This window comes from Sphingomonas horti (assembly GCF_009753715.1).
GTDB lineage: Bacteria > Pseudomonadota > Alphaproteobacteria > Sphingomonadales > Sphingomonadaceae > Sphingomonas_B > Sphingomonas_B horti.
Genome location: NZ_WQMS01000006.1, coordinates 255825 through 273001, shown reverse-complemented (window position 1 = coordinate 273001; position 17177 = coordinate 255825). Strand labels below are relative to the sequence as shown.

Here is a 17177-nt window from a genome sequence, read left to right as displayed (position 1 = left end):
GCCAGCCGTTCCCTTGACCCTCTCGCGAAAATCGCTATACGCGCCCGCTTCGACATGGGGCCTGCCCCAGGTCGTTGCCGTCCGAGACAGCTGGTGTCCTGAGCGAAGGCGAAGGGCTTAATCTCCAGCCGAGACGGGGAAGAGATTTCGGGTCTGCCGCTCCGCCTTTGGCCGAGCCGCAAAAGCCGCGCAACCATTCCCCTCGGACAAGTGAGCCGGCGCACGGAACGTTTCCGCGCGCCACAAAGGAGAATGGCATGGATCGAGCTCAAAAGTCAGAGCTGGTCGAAGAGCTGAGCAACACCTTTGCCGCAACCGGCGTGGTGGTCGTGACCCTGAACAAGGGCATGACCGTCAAGCAGTCGACGGACCTGCGGAACAAGATGCGCGAAGCCGGCGCCAGCTACCAGGTAGCGAAGAACCGCCTGGCGAAGATCGCGATCCAGGGAACGCCCTATGCCAGCATCGGCACGATGCTGGCCGGGCCGACCGGCCTCGCCTATTCCAACGACCCGGTCGCGGCCGCCAAGGTGGCCGTGGACTTCGCCAAGACGACCGACAAGTTCGAGATCGTCGGCGGGGCGATGGGCGAGACTGCCCTGGATCCGGCGGGTGTCACCGCGCTCGCTTCGCTGCCGTCGCTTGACGAACTGCGCGCCAAAATCGTGGGCCTTGTTCAGGCGCCCGCGACGAAGCTGGCGCAGATCGCCCAGGCGCCCGCCGCGCAGCTTGCCCGCGTGTTCGGCGCCTACGCCGCCAAAGAAGACGCTTAAGTGCACGGTGTGCTCCGGCGAAGGCCGGAGTGGTGAACAAAGCTCCGGCCTTCGCCGGAGCACACAGATGATGGAGTTATAAAATGGCAGACCTTCAGTCCCTCGTTGACCAGCTTTCGTCGCTGACCGTTCTGGAAGCGGCCGACCTGTCCAAGATGCTCGAAGAGAAGTGGGGCGTCTCGGCCGCCGCTGCGGTGGCGGTTGCGGCTCCGGCCGCCGGTGGCGCTGCCGGTGGCGCCGCTGCCGCCGAAGAGAAGACCGAGTTCGACGTGATCCTGACGGGCGATGGCGGCAAGAAGATCAACGTGATCAAGGAAGTCCGTGCGATCACCAACCTCGGCCTGACCGAGGCGAAGGCCCTGGTCGAGGGCGCGCCGAAGGCCGTCAAGGAAGGCGTGAACAAGGACGAGGCCGAGAAGATCAAGAAGCAGCTCGAGGAAGCCGGCGCTACGGTGGAACTCAAGTAAGCTTCACGAAGCTTCAAAGGAGAAGGGGCGGTCCGGCGACGGGCCGCCCCTTTTCACGTCAAGCGTAAGCGACGCGCACTGGCCGCCGCCGCAGCGCCGTGCCGGCGAGGCCGAAGCCGGCGATCATCAGCGCCCAGCTTGCCGGTTCGGGAACGCCGTTGAAGGCGCTCTGCGCGAGCGTCCAGCGGCCGATCGCGTCGCCGGCGGCAAGCCCGGCCTCATTATCGAAGCGCCAGTGGATGCCGCCCCATAGCCGGCTGTCGGCGGCGTCCTGCGCCGCCTGCGCGATGCCGCTGAAGCACCGCATGTCCGGACCGATCGTGTTGCAGAAGGCCTGGTCCGCGACCAGATCGAGCAGCACCGCCGCGGCCGCTCCGGACTGGATCGAGTGCGCCGAAGCATAGCTGGGGTGGTTCGGCGTCCCGAACAGGGGAGTCCAGCCCGCATCGGCCTCGGTATCGGCATTGCCGTCGGTGTCGCCCTCTCGAATGGCGGTGATCGGCCGCCAGAAATTATACTCGTACTTCGTGTCCCAGACCGAGATGAACGAGTCCGCGATGGCGGTCGACAGCTTGGCCATCACCCGGGCGTTCTGAAGTGTCGACAAGTGATCGTCGGCGATCACGTCGACCCCGATCCGGATCCACGTCATGCCGTTCGACGTGTCCCAGAACAGCGCGCTCGCGGTCTGGTCGGCCGTGCGCGTCATGCTGTTGAGTGCCCCAATCTCCTTCACCTCGTTATAAGCCGCAGCATATTCCGCGCTCGACAGCGCCGGTGGCGGGCCGGCCCGGAACTGATCGTTGGCGGCCATCAGGAACGGATTCACATCAGCCCATTGCGGCGCCGCAGCCGGCGCATTGTTCGGCGGCGTCGGGCGCCACTGGCCGGGCAGCATGCCGGGCGTATAGGGCACCACCGCCGTCGAGCCGTCATTCTGCCGATTGGCGAGCATGGCGGCCGCATAGGCGGCGCCGGTCGCTTTGCCATTCTCCTTGGCGGTGCCTGCGCCGACCAGGCCGAGGCTCGACGCCAGTGCCATGTCGTAAGTCCCCGCATGCGTCGGGTCGACCGCGACCAGCACATCGTGTGCCGCCACCGAGGCGGCTGCGCGAACATTGCCGCCCGGTGCGGCCACGCCCTGGTTGTAGTAGTTGCCGGCGCCATTGTAGGTCCGGTTCACCGCATCGTACATCGCGGTATTGACCATCGCGACCGCCCGCGACTGGGTCAGCGGGTTGCCGCCGAAGGTCTTCACGGCAAGGTCGTTCCAGAACAGCACGGGGTCGTCATTGACGGTGATCGCGGCGCCGCTCGGGCCGGCCCAAGCCAGCGCCGTCGCCAGTGCCAACACAGTCTTTACGCTCTTCTTCATTGTTCAACTCCCCTGATCACGGGCTGCGATGAGCCGCGATTCGGGAAGATGCCGAGCGAGAGTCGGACCGCCGTCAGATCAGCGTTAGACAGGCGTTAAATCGAACGACTGCGCGCATTTATGTCGTTTTTGTCCTAAACCGGAACGGGCCCGACTGCGCGTCTTTCGCGCTGGATATGGTCCTTCAGACGCTGCCGGAGCCGTTCGAACCGCGGATCGCCGCGAAGGCCGGCGAAAGACGGAATTTCCGCCATGTCCGGCAGCGGCGTCAGCGGCGCATATTGCCAGCCCCGGTCGATCGCGGCTTTCAGCGCCGCAAGCGCTTCCTCTTTCCGCCCCTGCGCCGCCCACACGCCGGACGCCCCTGCATACAGCCAGTTCGGGACCGCGCCATGGCTGAAGCTCTGCCGGATGGCGGAATCAGCCCGGACCAGCAGTTCGTCAGCTTCCCGCTCTCTCCCCACCGCGCGAAGGGCGAGCGCAACCTGGAGCCCGTTGGTGATAAGATCGACATTGGACGGATTGCCAGCTGTAAGCTCCGCCAGAAGGCCGACGCGCCGGTCATAGGCGGCGACGATTTCAGCGGCTCGCCCGGCCTTCAGCGTTTCGCGCAAACCAGTCAGCGCCAGGCTCGCGGCAGGATCGTCCACGGTCGCCGCGATCAGCAGCGGCTCCAACTCACCGGGTGCCGGCCCCGCCCCGCTGACGATGCGCCACAATGGAGGGGGCAGGCGCAGCAGCAACCGCGCCGGCTGCTCGTAACCAAGCACCAGCAGTGCCATTCCGAGCTTGGAGTCCGCGGCATCCGCCTCCGTGAGCCGCTGACGCGCCGCCACCGTATCGCGCACGACGCTGGCATAATCCCCCCGCGCCATGTCGACGGAGTAGCCGCACAGGAACGCCAGCCGCGGATCACGCTCGCGCAGCCGGGCGACATAGGCCTCGGCTTCATCGGGATAGCCGAGTTCCCAGGCCGCCACCGCGGCAGTGCCCGAGGCACGATGCCAGAGCGGATCGATCGCCGCTGCCCGGCGGAGCGCCTGCAGCCGTCCGACATAATCTCCTTCGACCCCAAGCACGTTGCTCAACCAGAATTGGATTTGCGGATCGTTCGAATTGAGCCGGGCCGCCTTCTTGACGGCGGCACGCGCTTCATCCGACTGAAAGCCCAACACCATGCCGAGGACGCCATTCGCCGTCGCCGAGTTCGGATCGAGCTGGATCGCGCGCCGGGCAAGGCGCTCGGCCTCGGCAAGGCCATCGGGAGTCCGGTTGTTCATCGCGATGATGGCCGCAAGGTCGGCCATGACAGCCACATCGTTCGGCGCAAGCGCGAGGGCACGCCGCAGAAGCTGCGTCGCCATCGGGAATTGCTCGCCGTTGCGCTGGTAGATGATCTGATGCGCCACATTGTAAAGCTCGCGCACGTCGCGATCGGGAACTGGAGCAACCGGTGCGTCGGCGCGCAACCACATCGCGCCGCCGACCGTGCCGGTTGCAAGCAACACCGCAGCCGCGACAGCGACGGCTCGCCACTTGCGCGGCTCATTTGTCGCGGTGAATGCGGGTGGCGATAGCGGCGAGTCCGATGATGGCGATGCCGGCCTGGTGTCGTCCGGATTGAATTCCAGCAGCCGCGAATGAAACGCGCGCGCACTGCGCGCCTGGCCCGTGGCGAGCGCTGCGGCCGAAGCGTCCCCGATCAACGTGACCAGCAGGTCCCGTTGTCGCGTCCGTTCGACGTGCAGCCATTCGTCGAAACCCGCATCGATTCCGTCGAGATTGGCGAACAGCAACTCGTCGCGGTCGGGAAGCGCGGCGAGCAATGCCTGAAAGTCGCCCGCCTCAAGCAGCGCACGCATTCCCTCGATATCGGTCAAGACCCTGTCCGGCACGAGCGCCACGCTCTCGCGTTCGACCAGCAACACGCCGCCGCCATTGGCCAAGTCGCGCAGCTCGAACAGCGTCTGCCTGAGGCTGCCCCGCGCCTGCTCCTCCGCGCGGTCGCCCCAAAACAGACCGGTCAGCTTCTCGCGGCTGACGGCCTTGCCGGGATGAAGCACCAGATAGGCGAGCAGCGCCCGCGCCTTGCGGCCGCGGGGCTTGAGGTCGGCGCCGGTCGCGCCATCCTCGATCGCGAAATCACCCCAGCAGCGGACCAGGATCCGGGGCGCGACTTCACCTACCCAGAGACGAGACGCCATCGGCCCCCTCCTCCGGCCGACCATACAGGATCGTCATGCGATCCGCGACTCTTGCGGTGCTTTCCTTTTCGCACCGGCTGCCCGATCAGGGGCCATGGCCGTCTATACTCATGTTCCCGCCGACGAACTCGAGGCGCTGATAGCCCGCTACGGCATCGGCGCGCTGATTTCGGCCAAGGGCATCGCCGAGGGCGTCGAGAACAGCAATTACCTGGTCGACACTACCGGCGGGCGCTTCATCCTGACCCTGTACGAAAAGCGCGTGGACGAGGCGGACCTGCCCTTTTTCATCGCGCTGCTGGATCATCTGGCGGCAAGCGGCAACCCGGTGCCGCGCGTGCTCGCGGACCGGGACGGAATCCAGATCCAGCGCGTCGCTGGACGGCCGGCCTGCCTGATCGAGTTCATGCCCGGCCTGTCCGTCGCCCACCCCAACGCGGCGCAGGCACGCGCAGCCGGCACGGCGCTCGGGCGCATGCACCTGGCGTTGCGGGAGTTCGATCAGGAGCGGCCGAACAGCCTCGGCCCGTCCGGCTGGCACGCCCTCGCGGAGAAATGCGGCGATCAGCTCGACCGGATCGCGCCGTGGCTGGGATCGCGTGTGGCGCACGAGCTTGCCTGGCTGGACGCGCACTGGCCGGCCGCCCTGCCCCGCTGCGTCATCCATGCCGATCTGTTCCCCGACAATGTCCTGATGCTGGGGGACCGCGTCACCGGGCTGATCGATTTTTACTTCTCCTGCACCGAAGTGCGCGCCTGGGACCTGGCGGTGATGCACGCCGCCTGGTGCTTCACGCCGGACGGCAGCCGCTTCGACCCGGCGCTCGGCGACGCGCTGGTCGCCAGCTATGAGGCCGCGCATCCGCTGCTGCCGGAAGAGCGTACCGCCTTCGCCACGCTTGCCCGGGGTGCCTGCCTGCGCTTCCTGCTGACGCGAGCCTGGGACTGGCTCAATACGCCGGCCGATGCGCTGGTCACGCCCAAGGACCCCCTCGCCTTTCTGCGCCGGCTCGACCACTACGCCGCCGCATGAATGAGCTTCCCGAAGTCGAGATCGCCACCGATGGCGCGTGCAAGGGCAATCCGGGCCCGGGCGGCTGGGGCGCCGTGCTGCGCTTCGGCGAGACGGAGAAGGAGCTGAGCGGCGGCGAGACGCTGACGACGAACAACCGGATGGAGCTGACCGCCGCGATCGAGGCGCTGAACGCGCTGAAGCGTCCGTGCCGCGTCAAGCTGGCGACGGACAGCCGCTACGTGATGGACGGCCTCACCAAATGGCTGAAGGGCTGGCAGCGCAACGGCTGGAAGACGGCCGACAAGAAGCCGGTCAAGAATGCCGACCTGTGGCAGGCGCTGGTCGCCGCCGCGCAGCCGCACCGGATCGAATGGACATGGGTGAAGGGCCATGCCGGCCACCCCGACAACGAGCGCGCGGACCGGCTCGCCAGTGACGCCGCGCAAGCCCAGCGCGGCTGACGCCCGATCGTCGCCAAACATCCGCAATTTCTCATTAGGCCGCATTTCTGTTCCGGGCTGGCACAGAATGTGGCACCTTATGTCGGCTCGCGGACAGACGCACCCGTCAGACGGCGATAGTCGTATCGCAAGTCGGTTGCGCCCGCTGTGGGCCAGTCGCGCCGGGGGGCGTATGAGTAACGATAATGACAATGGCCGCCGTGCTGGCGCCACTCTGAGCGTGGCGCTTCAGTTTGCGGGCAATCGGCTGCTCGCGTCGCTGAACCCGACCGATAGGGCGATCCTGGAATCATCGATGTCCAGCGTGCTGCTGACGCGCGGCGACGTGCTGTTCGAGCCGGGAGAAGACGTCAACTACAGCTATTTTCCAGGTCCGGGCGTGGTGGCGTCGCTGGTCGTGACGATGGCGGACGGCCGCGCGGTCGAGGCAGTGACGATCGGCCGCGAAGGCGCGATCGGCGGCATCGTCAGCGCCGGCAACAAGCCGGCCTTCGCACGCGCGGTTGTGCAGATCGGCGGCACCGCGCTGAAGATGGACACCTCGGCACTTGAAAGCGCGAAGGAACGGTCGGGCGCGATCCGCGACCTCTTCAGCCGCTATGCCGATACGCTGCTGGCGCAGACCATGCAGTCGGTCGCGTGCAATGCGCTCCACGCGATCGACGCGCGGCTGTGCCGCTGGCTGCTGACCACGCACGACCGCGTCGATTCGGACGAGATCGCGCTGACGCAGGAATATCTCGCCGAGATGCTGGGCGTGCAGCGCACGACCGTCAGCGGCGTCGCGCGGGTGCTGCAGGAACGCGGGCTGATCAGCTACAGCCGCGGCAGGATGGTGATCCTGGACCGCGCCGCGATCGAGCATTGCGCGTGCGAATGCTATCAGAGCGTGCAGAACCATTTCCGCGCCGTCCTTCCCGACGCGCGGCCGCAAAAGGTGGTGGACACGAAGACCGCGGTCTAGGGTGTGTGCTCAGTGGCGGTGTTCGCGGCGCAATTGGTAGCGGCCGTCGCGAAAGTCCTCGAACAGGCCGGAAATGGCCGGGTGATCCACCGGCGCGGCGTCGGTATCGGCCAGCAGGTTCTGCTGGCTCACATAGGCGATGTAGCTGCTGTCCGAATTCTCGGCGAGCAAATGGTAGAAGGGTTGGTCCTTCGAAGGGCGGACCGATTCCGGGATCGCCTGATACCATTCTTCCGAATTGGCGAAGACCGGATCGATGTCGAACACGACGCCGCGGAAATCGAACAGCCGGTGGCGTACGATCTGCCCGACGGAAAAGCGCGCATGCACGATCGGTGGCGCGGTGACGTGGGGGTCGGCCAGGGGATAATGCTTGTCCATGGTCCAAGCCTATTTAGGGAGGCGAAGTGCCTGCGCCAAGCAGACGCTTGTGCCCCGCTTCCCGTTCCGCTAGGGGCACCGCTTCGCTCGACCGGCGCCCGATCGCGGGCCCCAATCATCTCGCGGAGAGGTGGCTGAGTGGTCGAAAGCACCGCACTCGAAATGCGGCGTGCCGGCAACGGTACCGTGGGTTCGAATCCCACCCTCTCCGCCACAATTGTTCCTGCCCCGTTCAGTCGCTGCGGACCGCCGCAAGCGGCACAAGCTGATCCCGAGAGGATAATCAGCCGCCGGCTATCGCTCCAGCCGTGATCGCGAGAGCGACGGCCGTGGCGGCGGCCAGCAGCGGCATCGCCGCGCTCCAGCGGTGTCGGCCGCCATTGACGAGCACGACTATGGCCTTGAACAGCGTATTGATCAGAACCGGTCCGGCGAGCACCAGGCCCGCCACGTGCGGCGATAAAGTGCCGGGCGGCAAACCTCCCAGCGTAACGGTCGCCGCGTCCACGTCGAAACTGCCGCTGATGACGATCACCGCGCCCACACCCATCCCGCCGAAACGTTGCTCCGCCCATCGGGTGGCAACCGCGGTGGCGGCGACAAGCGCGGCAAAGAACAGGGCCGGCAGCAGCTCGATCGGGTTGCGTCCGTCAGCCTCGCTTGCCGCTTCCTCCCGGTCCGCCGACGCTTTGCGGATCAGCCAGCCCGCATACGCCGCGGCAACAATGCCGGCGGGCCCGATCGTCGCCGCAAAGCCGGGCAGCGCGGCAGGCGCGAGGATCGCCGCCAGCACCAGAACACGCGCGAACATCACCGTGGAGGCAATCGCGATGCCGACGGTGATCACGCGATGGGCGGGATTCTGCCCGCGGAGCTTGATCGATAGCGACGCGATCACCGCGGTCGAGGAATAGAGGCCGCCCAAAGCTGCCGTCGCGAAGGTCCCGCCGCCCTGGCCGAAGCGCTTGTTGGCGACATAGCCGGCAAAGGAAAAGCCGGCGACGAGCACCACCACGCTCCACAGATAGCGAAGGTTCCAGGCATCGTAGGGCCCGAACGCGCGATCGGGCAGCAGCGGCCAGACGGCGGCGACGATCAGCGCGAAGCGGACCGTCGCCTGCACGTCGGCCTCGCTCAGCCCCGATATCCAGCCGTGAAGCTGCTCGCGCGAGGCAAGCAGCACCGTCGCGATACAGGCTGAGGCAACCGCCTCGACCGCGAATCCGCAGGCGGCGAGTATGCCGAGCGCAAGCGTCAGCAGCGCCGCGATCGCGCTGGTGGCGCTGCGCTGATCGTGTTCGCGGGATGTGCGCCAATAGCCGATGCCGATCGCCACCGCCGCGACCGCCACGATCACGTTGCCGGCGACGGTTTGGCGCGCGTCCAGCAGCAGCCCGCCAGCGGCGCCGGTGAGGGCGACCAGTCCGAACGTGCGTATGCCGGCGACGCGGGTACCGGGCTGCTCGCCGCGCGACTGCCAGGCCCGCTCGACGCCGATCAGCAATCCGATCACCATCGAAGCGAGGAGCTTGCCGGCGACGGTTTCGAGAAAGGTCACACGCTACCGATCACAGAGCTCAGTGTCCGAGCACGAGGGGGAGCGAGCAGGCGCTCAGCATCGCGCGCGTGACGCCGCCGAACAGGGCTTCGCGGACGGGACCATGGCTGTAGGCTCCCATCACCAGGTAAGCGGCCCCGAACCGCTCCGCCTCCATCCGGATCGCAACCGCGATGCTGTCGGCCGGCGGCGCGATTTCGACATCGATGTTGACGCCGTGGCGCGACAGGTAGGTCGCAGCGTCTTCCGCGGGAATGTCGCGTTCGCCGATCTCGCCGACCTGGTATAATTTGACCTCGCTCGCGAGCGACAGCAGCGGCGTTGCGCGCTGGACGGTCGCCATTGCGCGCTCGGAGCCGTCCCAGGCAACCAGCGCCTTGCCCGCTGCGTCGAACCCGCGGCAGGAGTCAGGGACGGCGACGACGAGCGCGCGGCTGCGCTTCAGCACCTCGGTCGTGACGTAGCGCATGTCGGGGGCCGGGAAAGCGTCCAGGCAGCTGTTGAGCACCACCAGGTCCGCAGTGCGGGCGGCATCGGCCACGCACTCCGGCAGGGAGCCGATCGAGTCCGTCCAGCTCCAGCTGACGCCTTCGGCAACGAGGCGCGGCTGCGTCCGCGCCTTGTTCTCGCCTTCACGGCTCCTTGCTTCTTCCAGCAGCATGGCCGTGCCGGCGCCGCCATAGCTGTCGATGATCGCCGGCATCTGGACAGCGTCGACACAGGCGAGATGCCCCGAAACGGCGCGCGTGAGGTCGAGGGCGGCCTGCAACCGTGCCTCTTGACCAGCATCGTCGTGCACCAGCAGCAGGATATTCTTCACGGCCGATCTCCTTTCCTCTTTCTCAATGGGCGATCAGCAGCGGGCACCCGGTCTTCACCAGCATCCGCCGCGTCACGCCCCCGAACAGGTCCTGGATCCGTTTCGAACGGCCATAGGCGCCCATCACGCAGAAGCCGACGCGCAGATCGTCGCACGCCGCCCGGATCGGCACGTCGGGCGGGAAGATCCCGTCGCTCTTCTTGTGCGTCACCTCGGCCCTGATGCCATTGCGCGACAGGTAGCGGGCGGCATGTTCGGCCGACGGTCCCTTGTCGTCCTCGTCCACGGTAAAGACCGTGACCGACTTCGCCAACGCCAGCAGCGGCATCGCGGCGCGCATCGCCGCCATGCCGGGGGCCGAGCCATCCCACGCGACAAGCGCCGGGCGATCCAGGGCCAGCCGCTCGATATCTTCCGGCACGACCATAACCAGCGCGCGGGTCTCCATGGCCGCTCGCGAGGCGACGGCCATCATGTCCGGCTGCTCGGCCGATGCGAGCCTTTTGCTGACGACGATCAGGTCCGTCATGGCCGCGTTCGCGACCAGCATGTCGGCGAAGTCGCCGGTCGCTTCCAGCACTTCCCAGCTGACCCCTTCGGCCGCCAGTCGCCTTCTCAGCTCGGACGCATTCCGGGCCTCTCGTTCCTGCGCGTCGGCGAACGCAATCATGTCGCCGGCAGTCGTCACGAACTCCTGCCCAAAGAAGGGAAAGTGCGTGACATTGAGGCACGTCAGGGTCCCGTTGATCGCGCGCGTGACGTCCAGCGCACATTGCAGCCGTGCCTCCTGGCCGGCATCGTCATGGGCGAGCAGCAGCACGTTTTTCATCGCACCAACCTCCGTTTCGCAGCCATAATGGCTACGTCCCAGGCCGGCAGCAATTGGGGTGTTTCCCCATCCGCAACTCTACGGAGGTCGTGCCGGAACCAGCGCCGCGGCCGTGCTTGAGAATGAATGCTGCCTGCGCGGGCGATCCTGTTTATCGGCTTTCTACCGACTGCGCCCGATCGCATGACCGAATGGAACGTCGCGCGCCTTTTCTGGTTCGTCTCTATCGACGCACCACGACAAGGGAGGCAGGCATGCCCGGCACTTCGACCGCGACGGAGCAGGGCACGACCCTGACGACATGGAAGGACTTCACGTTTTGCGTACGGTCCGCCGAACCCGCGGACAAGCAGCGTCTTGCCGAATTCTTCACCCACGTCTCCCCCGACGATCGCAGGTTCCGGTTCCTGACGCCCGTGCACACGATCGGCGATGCGCAGCTCGAGAATCTCGTCGCCGTCGACCATGACCGGAGCGAGAACTTCCTCGCCTTCGATGGCGACCGGCTGATCGGTACCGCCATGCTCGCCGCCGATCCGGAGTTGACCAGGGCCGAAGTCGCGATCTCGCTCCGCGCCGACTACAAGGCGCGCGGGATCGGCTGGGCCCTGCTAGACCACCTGGCGCGCCATGCGAAGGAACGCGGCATCAAGCGGATCGAGTCGGTCGAAAGCCGCGAGAATCGCAGCGCTCTCGCTGTCGAGACGGATATGGGCTTCAAGACCGAACCATATCGGGGCGATCCCACTCTCGTTCTCGTCAGCAAGGATCTTGCCGGCGCTGACAGGGCGCCGACTTTCGCGACCTTCAGCTCGACCGGCTGGGATCGGTCAGCGGGTCCGCCACTTCGGGGTCGAGGGTGCCGCGGTTGATCGCAGGCGGGCGCGTCTGGCGCTCGATGCGGCGATGGACGACGGGGTCGCCGTCCCTCTGATGCAGCGCGAGCAGCTCGCGGCTGTTTTCCATGTCGGCATGGGTGCGGCGCTGGTTGTGCCGCACATAATCGAGCCAGGTCGCGACGTGATAGCGCTCGATCCACAGATCGGGCTCCATGAGGTCGCGTAGCAGCGTCCAATGCCGGGCGCCGTCGCGGCGGCGAATGCGCTTGCGCTCATCCATCGCGGCCAGGAAGCGGGGCAGGTCGGCCGGTTCGATCCGGTATTCGATCGTGACGACGATCGGCCCGCTGCGCGGCAGGATCGGCACGTTCGTCACCGGCACCTGCCAGTCGCGCAGGTCGAGGTCGAGATCGCTGATGTCGGGAAGCACGAACAGGAAGCCCAGCACCAGGCTGACCAGCTGCAGCGCCGCCGCGGCGAGCAGCGCGGTCGCGACGCCATCGATATCCGCGATGATGCCGAACAGCCAGCTGCCCGCCGCCATCCCCCCGAACGCAGCCATCTGGTACAGCGCCAGTGCGCGGGCGACGACCCAGCGCGGCGTCGACAGCTGCACCGATACGTTGAAGGTCGACAAGGCGAGCACCCAGCCTGCGCCGGCCAGCAGCAGCCCGGCGATGGTGAGCGGCATGGCCCGGCTGACCGCCGCGATCGCGGCGCCCGCCGCCAGCGCCAGCACGGCGGCGCGCACCACGCCTTCCGGCCTGAGGCGCGTGCGCAGCCGGGTCGTCCCCAGTGCACCGCCGATCGCGCCCAGCCCGAACCCGCCGAGCAGCAGGCCATAGGTCAGCGGCCCGCCGCCGATCAGGTCCCGCGCGACCAACGGCATCAGCGCCGGCACCGCACTTGCGGCCAGGCCGAAGACCAGCGAGCGCATCAGCACCAGGCGCAGGCCTGGCGACATGACGACGTAGCGGACGCCGGCAGCCATCGCGGTGCCGACCGGTTCGGGCGGGAGCCGTCCTTCGGCAGGCTGGGGCCGCCAGCGCGCCAGCACCACGATCAGCCCGATATAGCTGACCGCGTTGGCCAGGAACGCCGCGGCGGCGCCGGCCGCGGCGACGATCGCGCCGCCGATCGCGGGGCCGACGCTGCGCGCGATGTTGAAGCCCATGCTGTTCATCGCGACGGCGCCCGGCAGCGCCGCGCGCGGCACCATGTCACCAACCGAGGCCTGCCACGCCGGTCCGTTCAGCGCGGTGCCGCAACCGATCAGGAACGTGAAGCCAAGCAGCAGCCAGGGCGTGAGCCAACCCGCCCAGGCGAACCCCGACAGTATTGCCGAGACCAGCAGCATGAAGACCTGGGCCGACAGCATCACCTTGCGCCGGTCCAGATTGTCGGCGATCGCGCCGGCGAACAGCGACAGCAGCATAATCGGCAGCGTCGTCGATGCCTGGACCAGCGCAATCAGCTGCGGCGACGCGCCAAGCGCGATCATCAGCCACGACGCGCCGACCGACTGGATCAGCCCGCCGAAGTTGGAAACGATGCTCGAAACCCAGACCGCCCGAAAGATCGGAACGGATAGCGGCGACATCGTCGCTCGAGGCCCGGAAGATGCCTGGTCGGCCATCCGCAATGCCTTGGCCGTTCGCGCGGCGAAAGCCAATCGGCTTCGCGGCCGGGCATGGGATCAGCCGGCGAGCTTCGCCGTCAGCCGCTCCTTGAGCTGGCGCTGGATCACCGATCCGGCCAGATGCGCGTCGACCGAATCGCGCTGTTCCTTTTTCAGCTGCGTCCGGATGTCGGCGACCGTCCGGCACGAGCCGGTCTCCGCCAGGATGAATGCTCTCTCGATGGTGGTTTGCCCGTCCAATGCAACGCTCCTTTCATGAGCGTAACGCATGAGGAACGATTTCTGTCCGCCGGCGCGGCAATTTAAGTGCTTAGCCGTCGACCTTGACCGGCTGTGCCAAAGTCGAGCCGCCGGTACGTTCGGCCCGCAGCCGGTCGGTCAGCTCGATCCGGGCGGCCATTTCGTTCCAGGCGGCGGCCGAACGCAGGCAGCGTTCGCGCACATTCTCCAGCGTCGCGGCTTCCGCCGCCGCTTCCGCGGCCAGCGCTTGCGCACGATATTGGGCGGCCTGGCTCGTCATTCCCTCACCTCCGGTTCGCAATGCCAAAGGCGGGCGCGGCACCGGCCGGCCCGCCTTCCTGAAATCAAGCGCTCTGCAGATTGACGGCGCTGGTCTTGCCGCGCCGATCGGTCTCCAGCTCATAGGAAACGCGCTGGTCGCGATCGAGCGTGCGCATGCCGGCGCGCTCGACGGCCGAAATGTGCACGAACGCGTCGGCGCCGCCGTCCTCGGGCTGGATGAAGCCATAGCCCTTGTCGGCGTTGAAGAATTTGACGGTGCCGGTGATCATATTGTCTTCCTTAGTCCAGGACGCGCCGACTGCCGGCGTGCCCGTGCATCAGCGGCAGGGAGAGAAGGAAGAAGGAGCCGCAAAGCGCCAAAGACCGTCAGTTTGCGACTGGAGCGCAGCAGATATGCGCCCTGGTCCCCCAAATGCAAGGCCGGCGGGTGAATGTCGGGTTGACGACAGACTCGCCGGGTGGCCGCGGCTATACCGCCATTCACAAGAATATCCGGGGGTTGCGCAGATGGCAGGATACAGGCTCTTTTGCCTCGACGATGGCGGGCACATCATCGATCGGCGCGATTTCGATGCCGACGACGACGAGGCGGCGATCGCCTTCGCTCGCGCATCCTTTTCGCACAGCCATTGCGAGCTGTGGGAGTTGGGGCGCAAGGTCGCGCTGATCCCGCCGCTCAGGAACGCGAGTTGATCCCCCGCTGACGCACTTGCCGCTTTTCAGATGCGCGGCGCTGGCGCACTCAGCTTGTCGGCAAGGACAAGCGGGAGAGTGCGGATGCGAGACGGTGTGATCAAAGTGGCGCCGGGCCGCTATCGCGAGACGTTCGGTCGCTATTACGAGGACTTCACGGTCGGCGACGTGTACGAGCACCGGCCGGGCCGCACCATCACCGATGCCGACAATGTGTGGTTCACGCTGCTGACGATGAACACGCACCCGACCCATTTCGACTATGAATATGCGAAGAAGACCGAGTTCGGGCGGCCGCTGGTCTGCTCGCCGTTCACGGTCGCGCTGATGGTCGGCATGTCGGTGTCGGACGTCAGCCAGAAGGCGGTCGCGAACCTGGGCTGGACCGACATCCGCCTGACCCACCCGCTATTCCCCGGCGACACGCTCTATGCCGAGAGCGAGGTGCTGGAGAAGCGGGAGAGCAAGTCCCGGCCCGAGCAAGGCGTGGTGACGGTCCGCACCACCGGCAGGAACCAGCATGGCGAGGTGGTCTGCACCTTCGGCCGCACGGTCCTGGTCTGGAAGCGCGGCTTCGGCCCGGCCGACGATTGATGGCGGAGCGTTGCGGCTGATGGAAGGCAAGCTCTCCGGCATGCGGGTGGTCGACCTGACCCTTTTCCTGCCCGGCCCGATGATGACCCTGATGATGGCGGACCAGGGAGCGGAGGTGCTGAAGATCGAGCCGCCGGGCGGCGATCCGGCGCGGGCGATGGGACCGTTCGAGGCAGGCGAGTCGGTCTGGTTCCGCAACCTCAATCGCGGCAAGCAGTGCGTGGCACTCGATCTGAAGACGGACGCGGGCAAGGCGCGGCTGTGGGACGAGATCGAGCGCGCGGACGTGTTCGTAGAGAGCTTTCGCCCGGGCGCGATCGAGCGGCTGGGCTTCGGCTATGACGCGGTCGCGGCACGCAACCGGCGGATCGTCTATTGTTCGATCTCGGCGTTCGGGAAGCACGGCCCGCTTGCCGGCGATCCGGCGCATGACCTGGCGGTGCAGGCGCGGGCCGGCTTCCTGTCGGTCAACAACGCGCCGGGCGGGGAGCCGGTGGTGCCGGGCGTCGCCGCGGCCGATCTTGCCGCCGGGCTGACGGCATTGTCGGGCGTGCTGATGGCCCTGATCGGGCGCGAGCGGACCGGGCGCGGCGACTATCTCGACATCGCGATGCTCGACAGCCTGCTGCCCTGGTGCGCGCATACCGCCGGCAGCGCGATCATGGGCGACGACAGCCCGCGCTCGGAGGATCAGCGATCGCTCGGCGGGGCCGCATTCTACAATATCTATCGCGCCGCCGATGGCCGCCATGTCGTGCTCGGCGGGCGCGAGGAGAAGTTCGTCGCGAACCTGCTGACCGCGCTGGGCCGGCCGGACCTGATCCCGCTCGGCGCCATGGCCGCGGGCGAGGCGCAGGCGCCGCTCACCGCCTTCCTGCGCGAGACCTTCGCGTCCCGGACGCGCGACGAATGGACGCGTTGGTTCGCGGACCAGGACGTCGCCTTCGCGCCGGTGCTCGATTTCCGCGAGGCGCTCGACCAGCCGCACGTCGCGGAGCGCGGCCTGTGGGTGGAGCGGGACGGCGCCCACCATATCGCGCCGCCGATCCACTTTTCCGGCGAAGGCTAAGGCAGCAGCACGGTCGAGCCGCTGGTCCGCCGTGCCTCGATATCGCAATGCGCCTGCGCGGCCTGTTCGAGCGGATAGCGCTGGCCGATGGTGATCGAGACCTTTCCCGCGCGGATCATCGCCCAGAGCCGGGCGACGCCGGCGCGGCGGTCATCGGGCTTCGCATAATAGTCGAACAGGGTCGGCCGGCTGACGAACAGCGACCCGCTTTGCGCCAGTACGCCCAGATTGACGCCGGTCACGGGGCCGCCGGCATTGCCGTAGCTGACGATCAATCCCCGCCGCGCGGTCGCGCCGAGCGAGGCTTCCCACGTCGCCATGCCGACGCCGTCGAACGTGACGCGCGCACCCTCGCCGCCGGTCAGCGCGCGGACGCCGGCAGCGGTGTCCTCGCGCGTGTAGAGGATGATCTCGTCGGCGCCGGCCTGGCGCGCAGCGGCGGCCTTCTCCTCCGTCGAGACGGTGCCGATCACGCGGGCGCCCACCGCCTTCAGCCACTGGACCAGGATCAGCCCGACGCCGCCGGCCGCGGCGTGGACCAGCACCGGCCAGCCCGCCTCCACCTTCGCGCAACGCTCGACCAGGAACTCGGCGGTGCAGCCCTTCAGCAGCGCGGCGGCGGCGATCTCGTCGGGAATGTCGTCGGGGATCGGCAGCAGGCTGGCGGCAGGCAGGTTGCGCTCGGTCGCATAGGCGCCGCGCAGCGGGCCATAGGTGCCGACCCGGTCGCCCGGCTTCCATTCGGTCACGCCCTCTCCCACCGCCTCGACCACGCCGGCAGCCTCCAGGCCCAGCGGGGCGGGCAGCTCGACCGGATAGACGCCGCCGCGATGATAGGTGTCGATATAGTTCAGGCCGACGGCGGTGTTGCGCATCCGCACTTCGCCGGGGCCGGGCGGCGGCAGCTCGACGTCCGTCCATTCGATCACGTCCGGACCACCGGTCCGCTCGATGCGCGCTGTCCGTGCCATGGT

At 67.5% G+C, this 17177-nt stretch carries 20 protein-coding genes and 1 tRNA gene; 10 read left to right on the top strand and 11 right to left on the bottom strand.

The features are described from left to right. The first annotated feature begins 257 nt into the window (after positions 1-257). Together rplJ and rplL are read left to right on the top strand one after the other, a co-directional pair. Positions 258-773: a 50S ribosomal protein L10 gene (gene rplJ, locus GON01_RS04945; protein ID WP_157026245.1), complete on the top strand. Its 516-nt coding sequence runs from the start codon at positions 258-260 to the stop codon at positions 771-773. An 83-nt stretch (positions 774-856) separates the two neighbouring features. Next, a complete protein-coding gene (gene rplL, locus GON01_RS04940; RefSeq protein ID WP_157026244.1) occupies positions 857-1240 on the top strand; it encodes a 50S ribosomal protein L7/L12 in 384 nt (127 codons plus the stop codon). 58 nt (positions 1241-1298) lie between these two features. On the opposite strand, the gene GON01_RS17410 is transcribed toward rplL, so the two are convergent. Further along, positions 1299-1820 carry a PEPxxWA-CTERM sorting domain-containing protein gene (locus tag GON01_RS17410; protein ID WP_198159788.1) on the bottom strand — a complete coding sequence of 174 codons (522 nt, stop codon included), beginning with the start codon at positions 1818-1820 and terminating at the stop codon, positions 1299-1301. Positions 1821-2749: 929 nt separating this feature from the next. Continuing rightward, entirely contained in the window at positions 2750-4819 is a 2070-nt protein-coding gene (locus tag GON01_RS04930; RefSeq protein ID WP_181599902.1) for a hypothetical protein, read from the bottom strand. Positions 4820-4913: 94 nt separating this feature from the next. On the opposite strand from GON01_RS04930, the gene thrB reads away from it, so the two are divergent. From thrB to GON01_RS04915, 3 genes are all read left to right on the top strand, one after another. Further along, positions 4914-5852: a homoserine kinase gene (gene thrB, locus GON01_RS04925; RefSeq protein ID WP_157026241.1), complete on the top strand. Its 939-nt coding sequence runs from the start codon at positions 4914-4916 to the stop codon at positions 5850-5852. Further along, positions 5849-6295, top strand: a complete 447-nt coding sequence (gene rnhA / locus GON01_RS04920) for a ribonuclease HI (protein WP_157026240.1) — start codon at positions 5849-5851, stop codon at positions 6293-6295. The genes thrB and rnhA overlap by 4 nt, the downstream gene beginning before the upstream one ends. A 172-nt stretch (positions 6296-6467) precedes the next feature. Continuing rightward, the gene (locus tag GON01_RS04915) at positions 6468-7259 is read left to right on the top strand and encodes a Crp/Fnr family transcriptional regulator (protein WP_157026239.1); all 792 of its coding nucleotides are present in this window, start codon (positions 6468-6470) and stop codon (positions 7257-7259) included. A gap of 9 nt (positions 7260-7268) precedes the next feature. Here the strand turns inward: GON01_RS04915 and hspQ are convergent, their stop codons facing one another. Further along, positions 7269-7640 carry a heat shock protein HspQ gene (gene hspQ / locus GON01_RS04910; RefSeq protein WP_157026238.1) on the bottom strand — a complete coding sequence of 124 codons (372 nt, stop codon included), beginning with the start codon at positions 7638-7640 and terminating at the stop codon, positions 7269-7271. Positions 7641-7764: 124 nt separating this feature from the next. Here hspQ and GON01_RS04905 point away from each other — a divergent pair. After that, positions 7765-7854 (top strand) — tRNA-Ser (locus GON01_RS04905). A 69-nt stretch (positions 7855-7923) separates the two neighbouring features. Here the strand turns inward: GON01_RS04905 and GON01_RS04900 are convergent. Genes GON01_RS04900 through GON01_RS04890 form a run of 3 tightly spaced genes read right to left on the bottom strand, consistent with a single transcriptional unit; the run spans position 7924 to position 10847 of the window. Then, positions 7924-9198 (bottom strand): MgtC/SapB family protein, encoded by a 1275-nt coding sequence (locus GON01_RS04900; RefSeq protein WP_309503093.1) that lies wholly within the window; start codon positions 9196-9198, stop codon positions 7924-7926. 19 nt (positions 9199-9217) lie between these two features. Further along, positions 9218-10018: a universal stress protein gene (locus GON01_RS04895; protein ID WP_181599901.1), complete on the bottom strand. Its 801-nt coding sequence runs from the start codon at positions 10016-10018 to the stop codon at positions 9218-9220. Between the two features lie 22 nt (positions 10019-10040). Next, complete coding sequence (locus GON01_RS04890) at positions 10041-10847, bottom strand: universal stress protein (RefSeq protein WP_157026237.1); 807 nt, start codon at positions 10845-10847, stop codon at positions 10041-10043. A gap of 254 nt (positions 10848-11101) precedes the next feature. On the opposite strand from GON01_RS04890, the gene GON01_RS04885 reads away from it, so the two are divergent. Next, the gene (locus GON01_RS04885; RefSeq protein WP_157026236.1) at positions 11102-11719 is read left to right on the top strand and encodes a GNAT family N-acetyltransferase; all 618 of its coding nucleotides are present in this window, start codon (positions 11102-11104) and stop codon (positions 11717-11719) included. Here the strand turns inward: GON01_RS04885 and GON01_RS04880 are convergent. The 4 genes from GON01_RS04880 to GON01_RS04865 form a co-directional block, all read right to left on the bottom strand. Beyond that, positions 11655-13286, bottom strand: a complete 1632-nt coding sequence (locus tag GON01_RS04880; RefSeq protein ID WP_232328662.1) for an MFS transporter — start codon at positions 13284-13286, stop codon at positions 11655-11657. The two genes, GON01_RS04885 and GON01_RS04880, sit on opposite strands and share 65 nt — an antisense overlap. A gap of 96 nt (positions 13287-13382) precedes the next feature. Beyond that, positions 13383-13565, bottom strand: coding sequence for a hypothetical protein (locus tag GON01_RS04875; RefSeq protein ID WP_157026234.1), 183 nt, complete (start codon positions 13563-13565; stop codon positions 13383-13385). A gap of 70 nt (positions 13566-13635) precedes the next feature. Further along, positions 13636-13845, bottom strand: coding sequence for a hypothetical protein (locus GON01_RS04870; RefSeq protein ID WP_157026233.1), 210 nt, complete (start codon positions 13843-13845; stop codon positions 13636-13638). Positions 13846-13909: 64 nt separating this feature from the next. Beyond that, the gene (locus GON01_RS04865) at positions 13910-14116 is read right to left on the bottom strand and encodes a cold-shock protein (protein ID WP_157026232.1); all 207 of its coding nucleotides are present in this window, start codon (positions 14114-14116) and stop codon (positions 13910-13912) included. A gap of 238 nt (positions 14117-14354) precedes the next feature. On the opposite strand from GON01_RS04865, the gene GON01_RS04860 reads away from it, so the two are divergent. The 3 genes from GON01_RS04860 (at position 14355) to GON01_RS04850 (ending at position 16203) form a co-directional block, all read left to right on the top strand. Then, complete coding sequence (locus GON01_RS04860) at positions 14355-14540, top strand: hypothetical protein (RefSeq protein WP_157026231.1); 186 nt, start codon at positions 14355-14357, stop codon at positions 14538-14540. 84 nt (positions 14541-14624) lie between these two features. Continuing rightward, positions 14625-15134, top strand: coding sequence for a MaoC family dehydratase (locus tag GON01_RS04855; RefSeq protein ID WP_157026230.1), 510 nt, complete (start codon positions 14625-14627; stop codon positions 15132-15134). A gap of 19 nt (positions 15135-15153) precedes the next feature. After that, entirely contained in the window at positions 15154-16203 is a 1050-nt protein-coding gene (locus GON01_RS04850; RefSeq protein WP_157026229.1) for a CaiB/BaiF CoA transferase family protein, read from the top strand. On the opposite strand, the gene GON01_RS04845 is transcribed toward GON01_RS04850, so the two are convergent. Next, positions 16200-17174, bottom strand: a complete 975-nt coding sequence (locus GON01_RS04845) for a quinone oxidoreductase family protein (RefSeq protein ID WP_157026228.1) — start codon at positions 17172-17174, stop codon at positions 16200-16202. The two genes, GON01_RS04850 and GON01_RS04845, sit on opposite strands and share 4 nt — an antisense overlap. Positions 17175-17177: the final 3 nt, after the last annotated feature.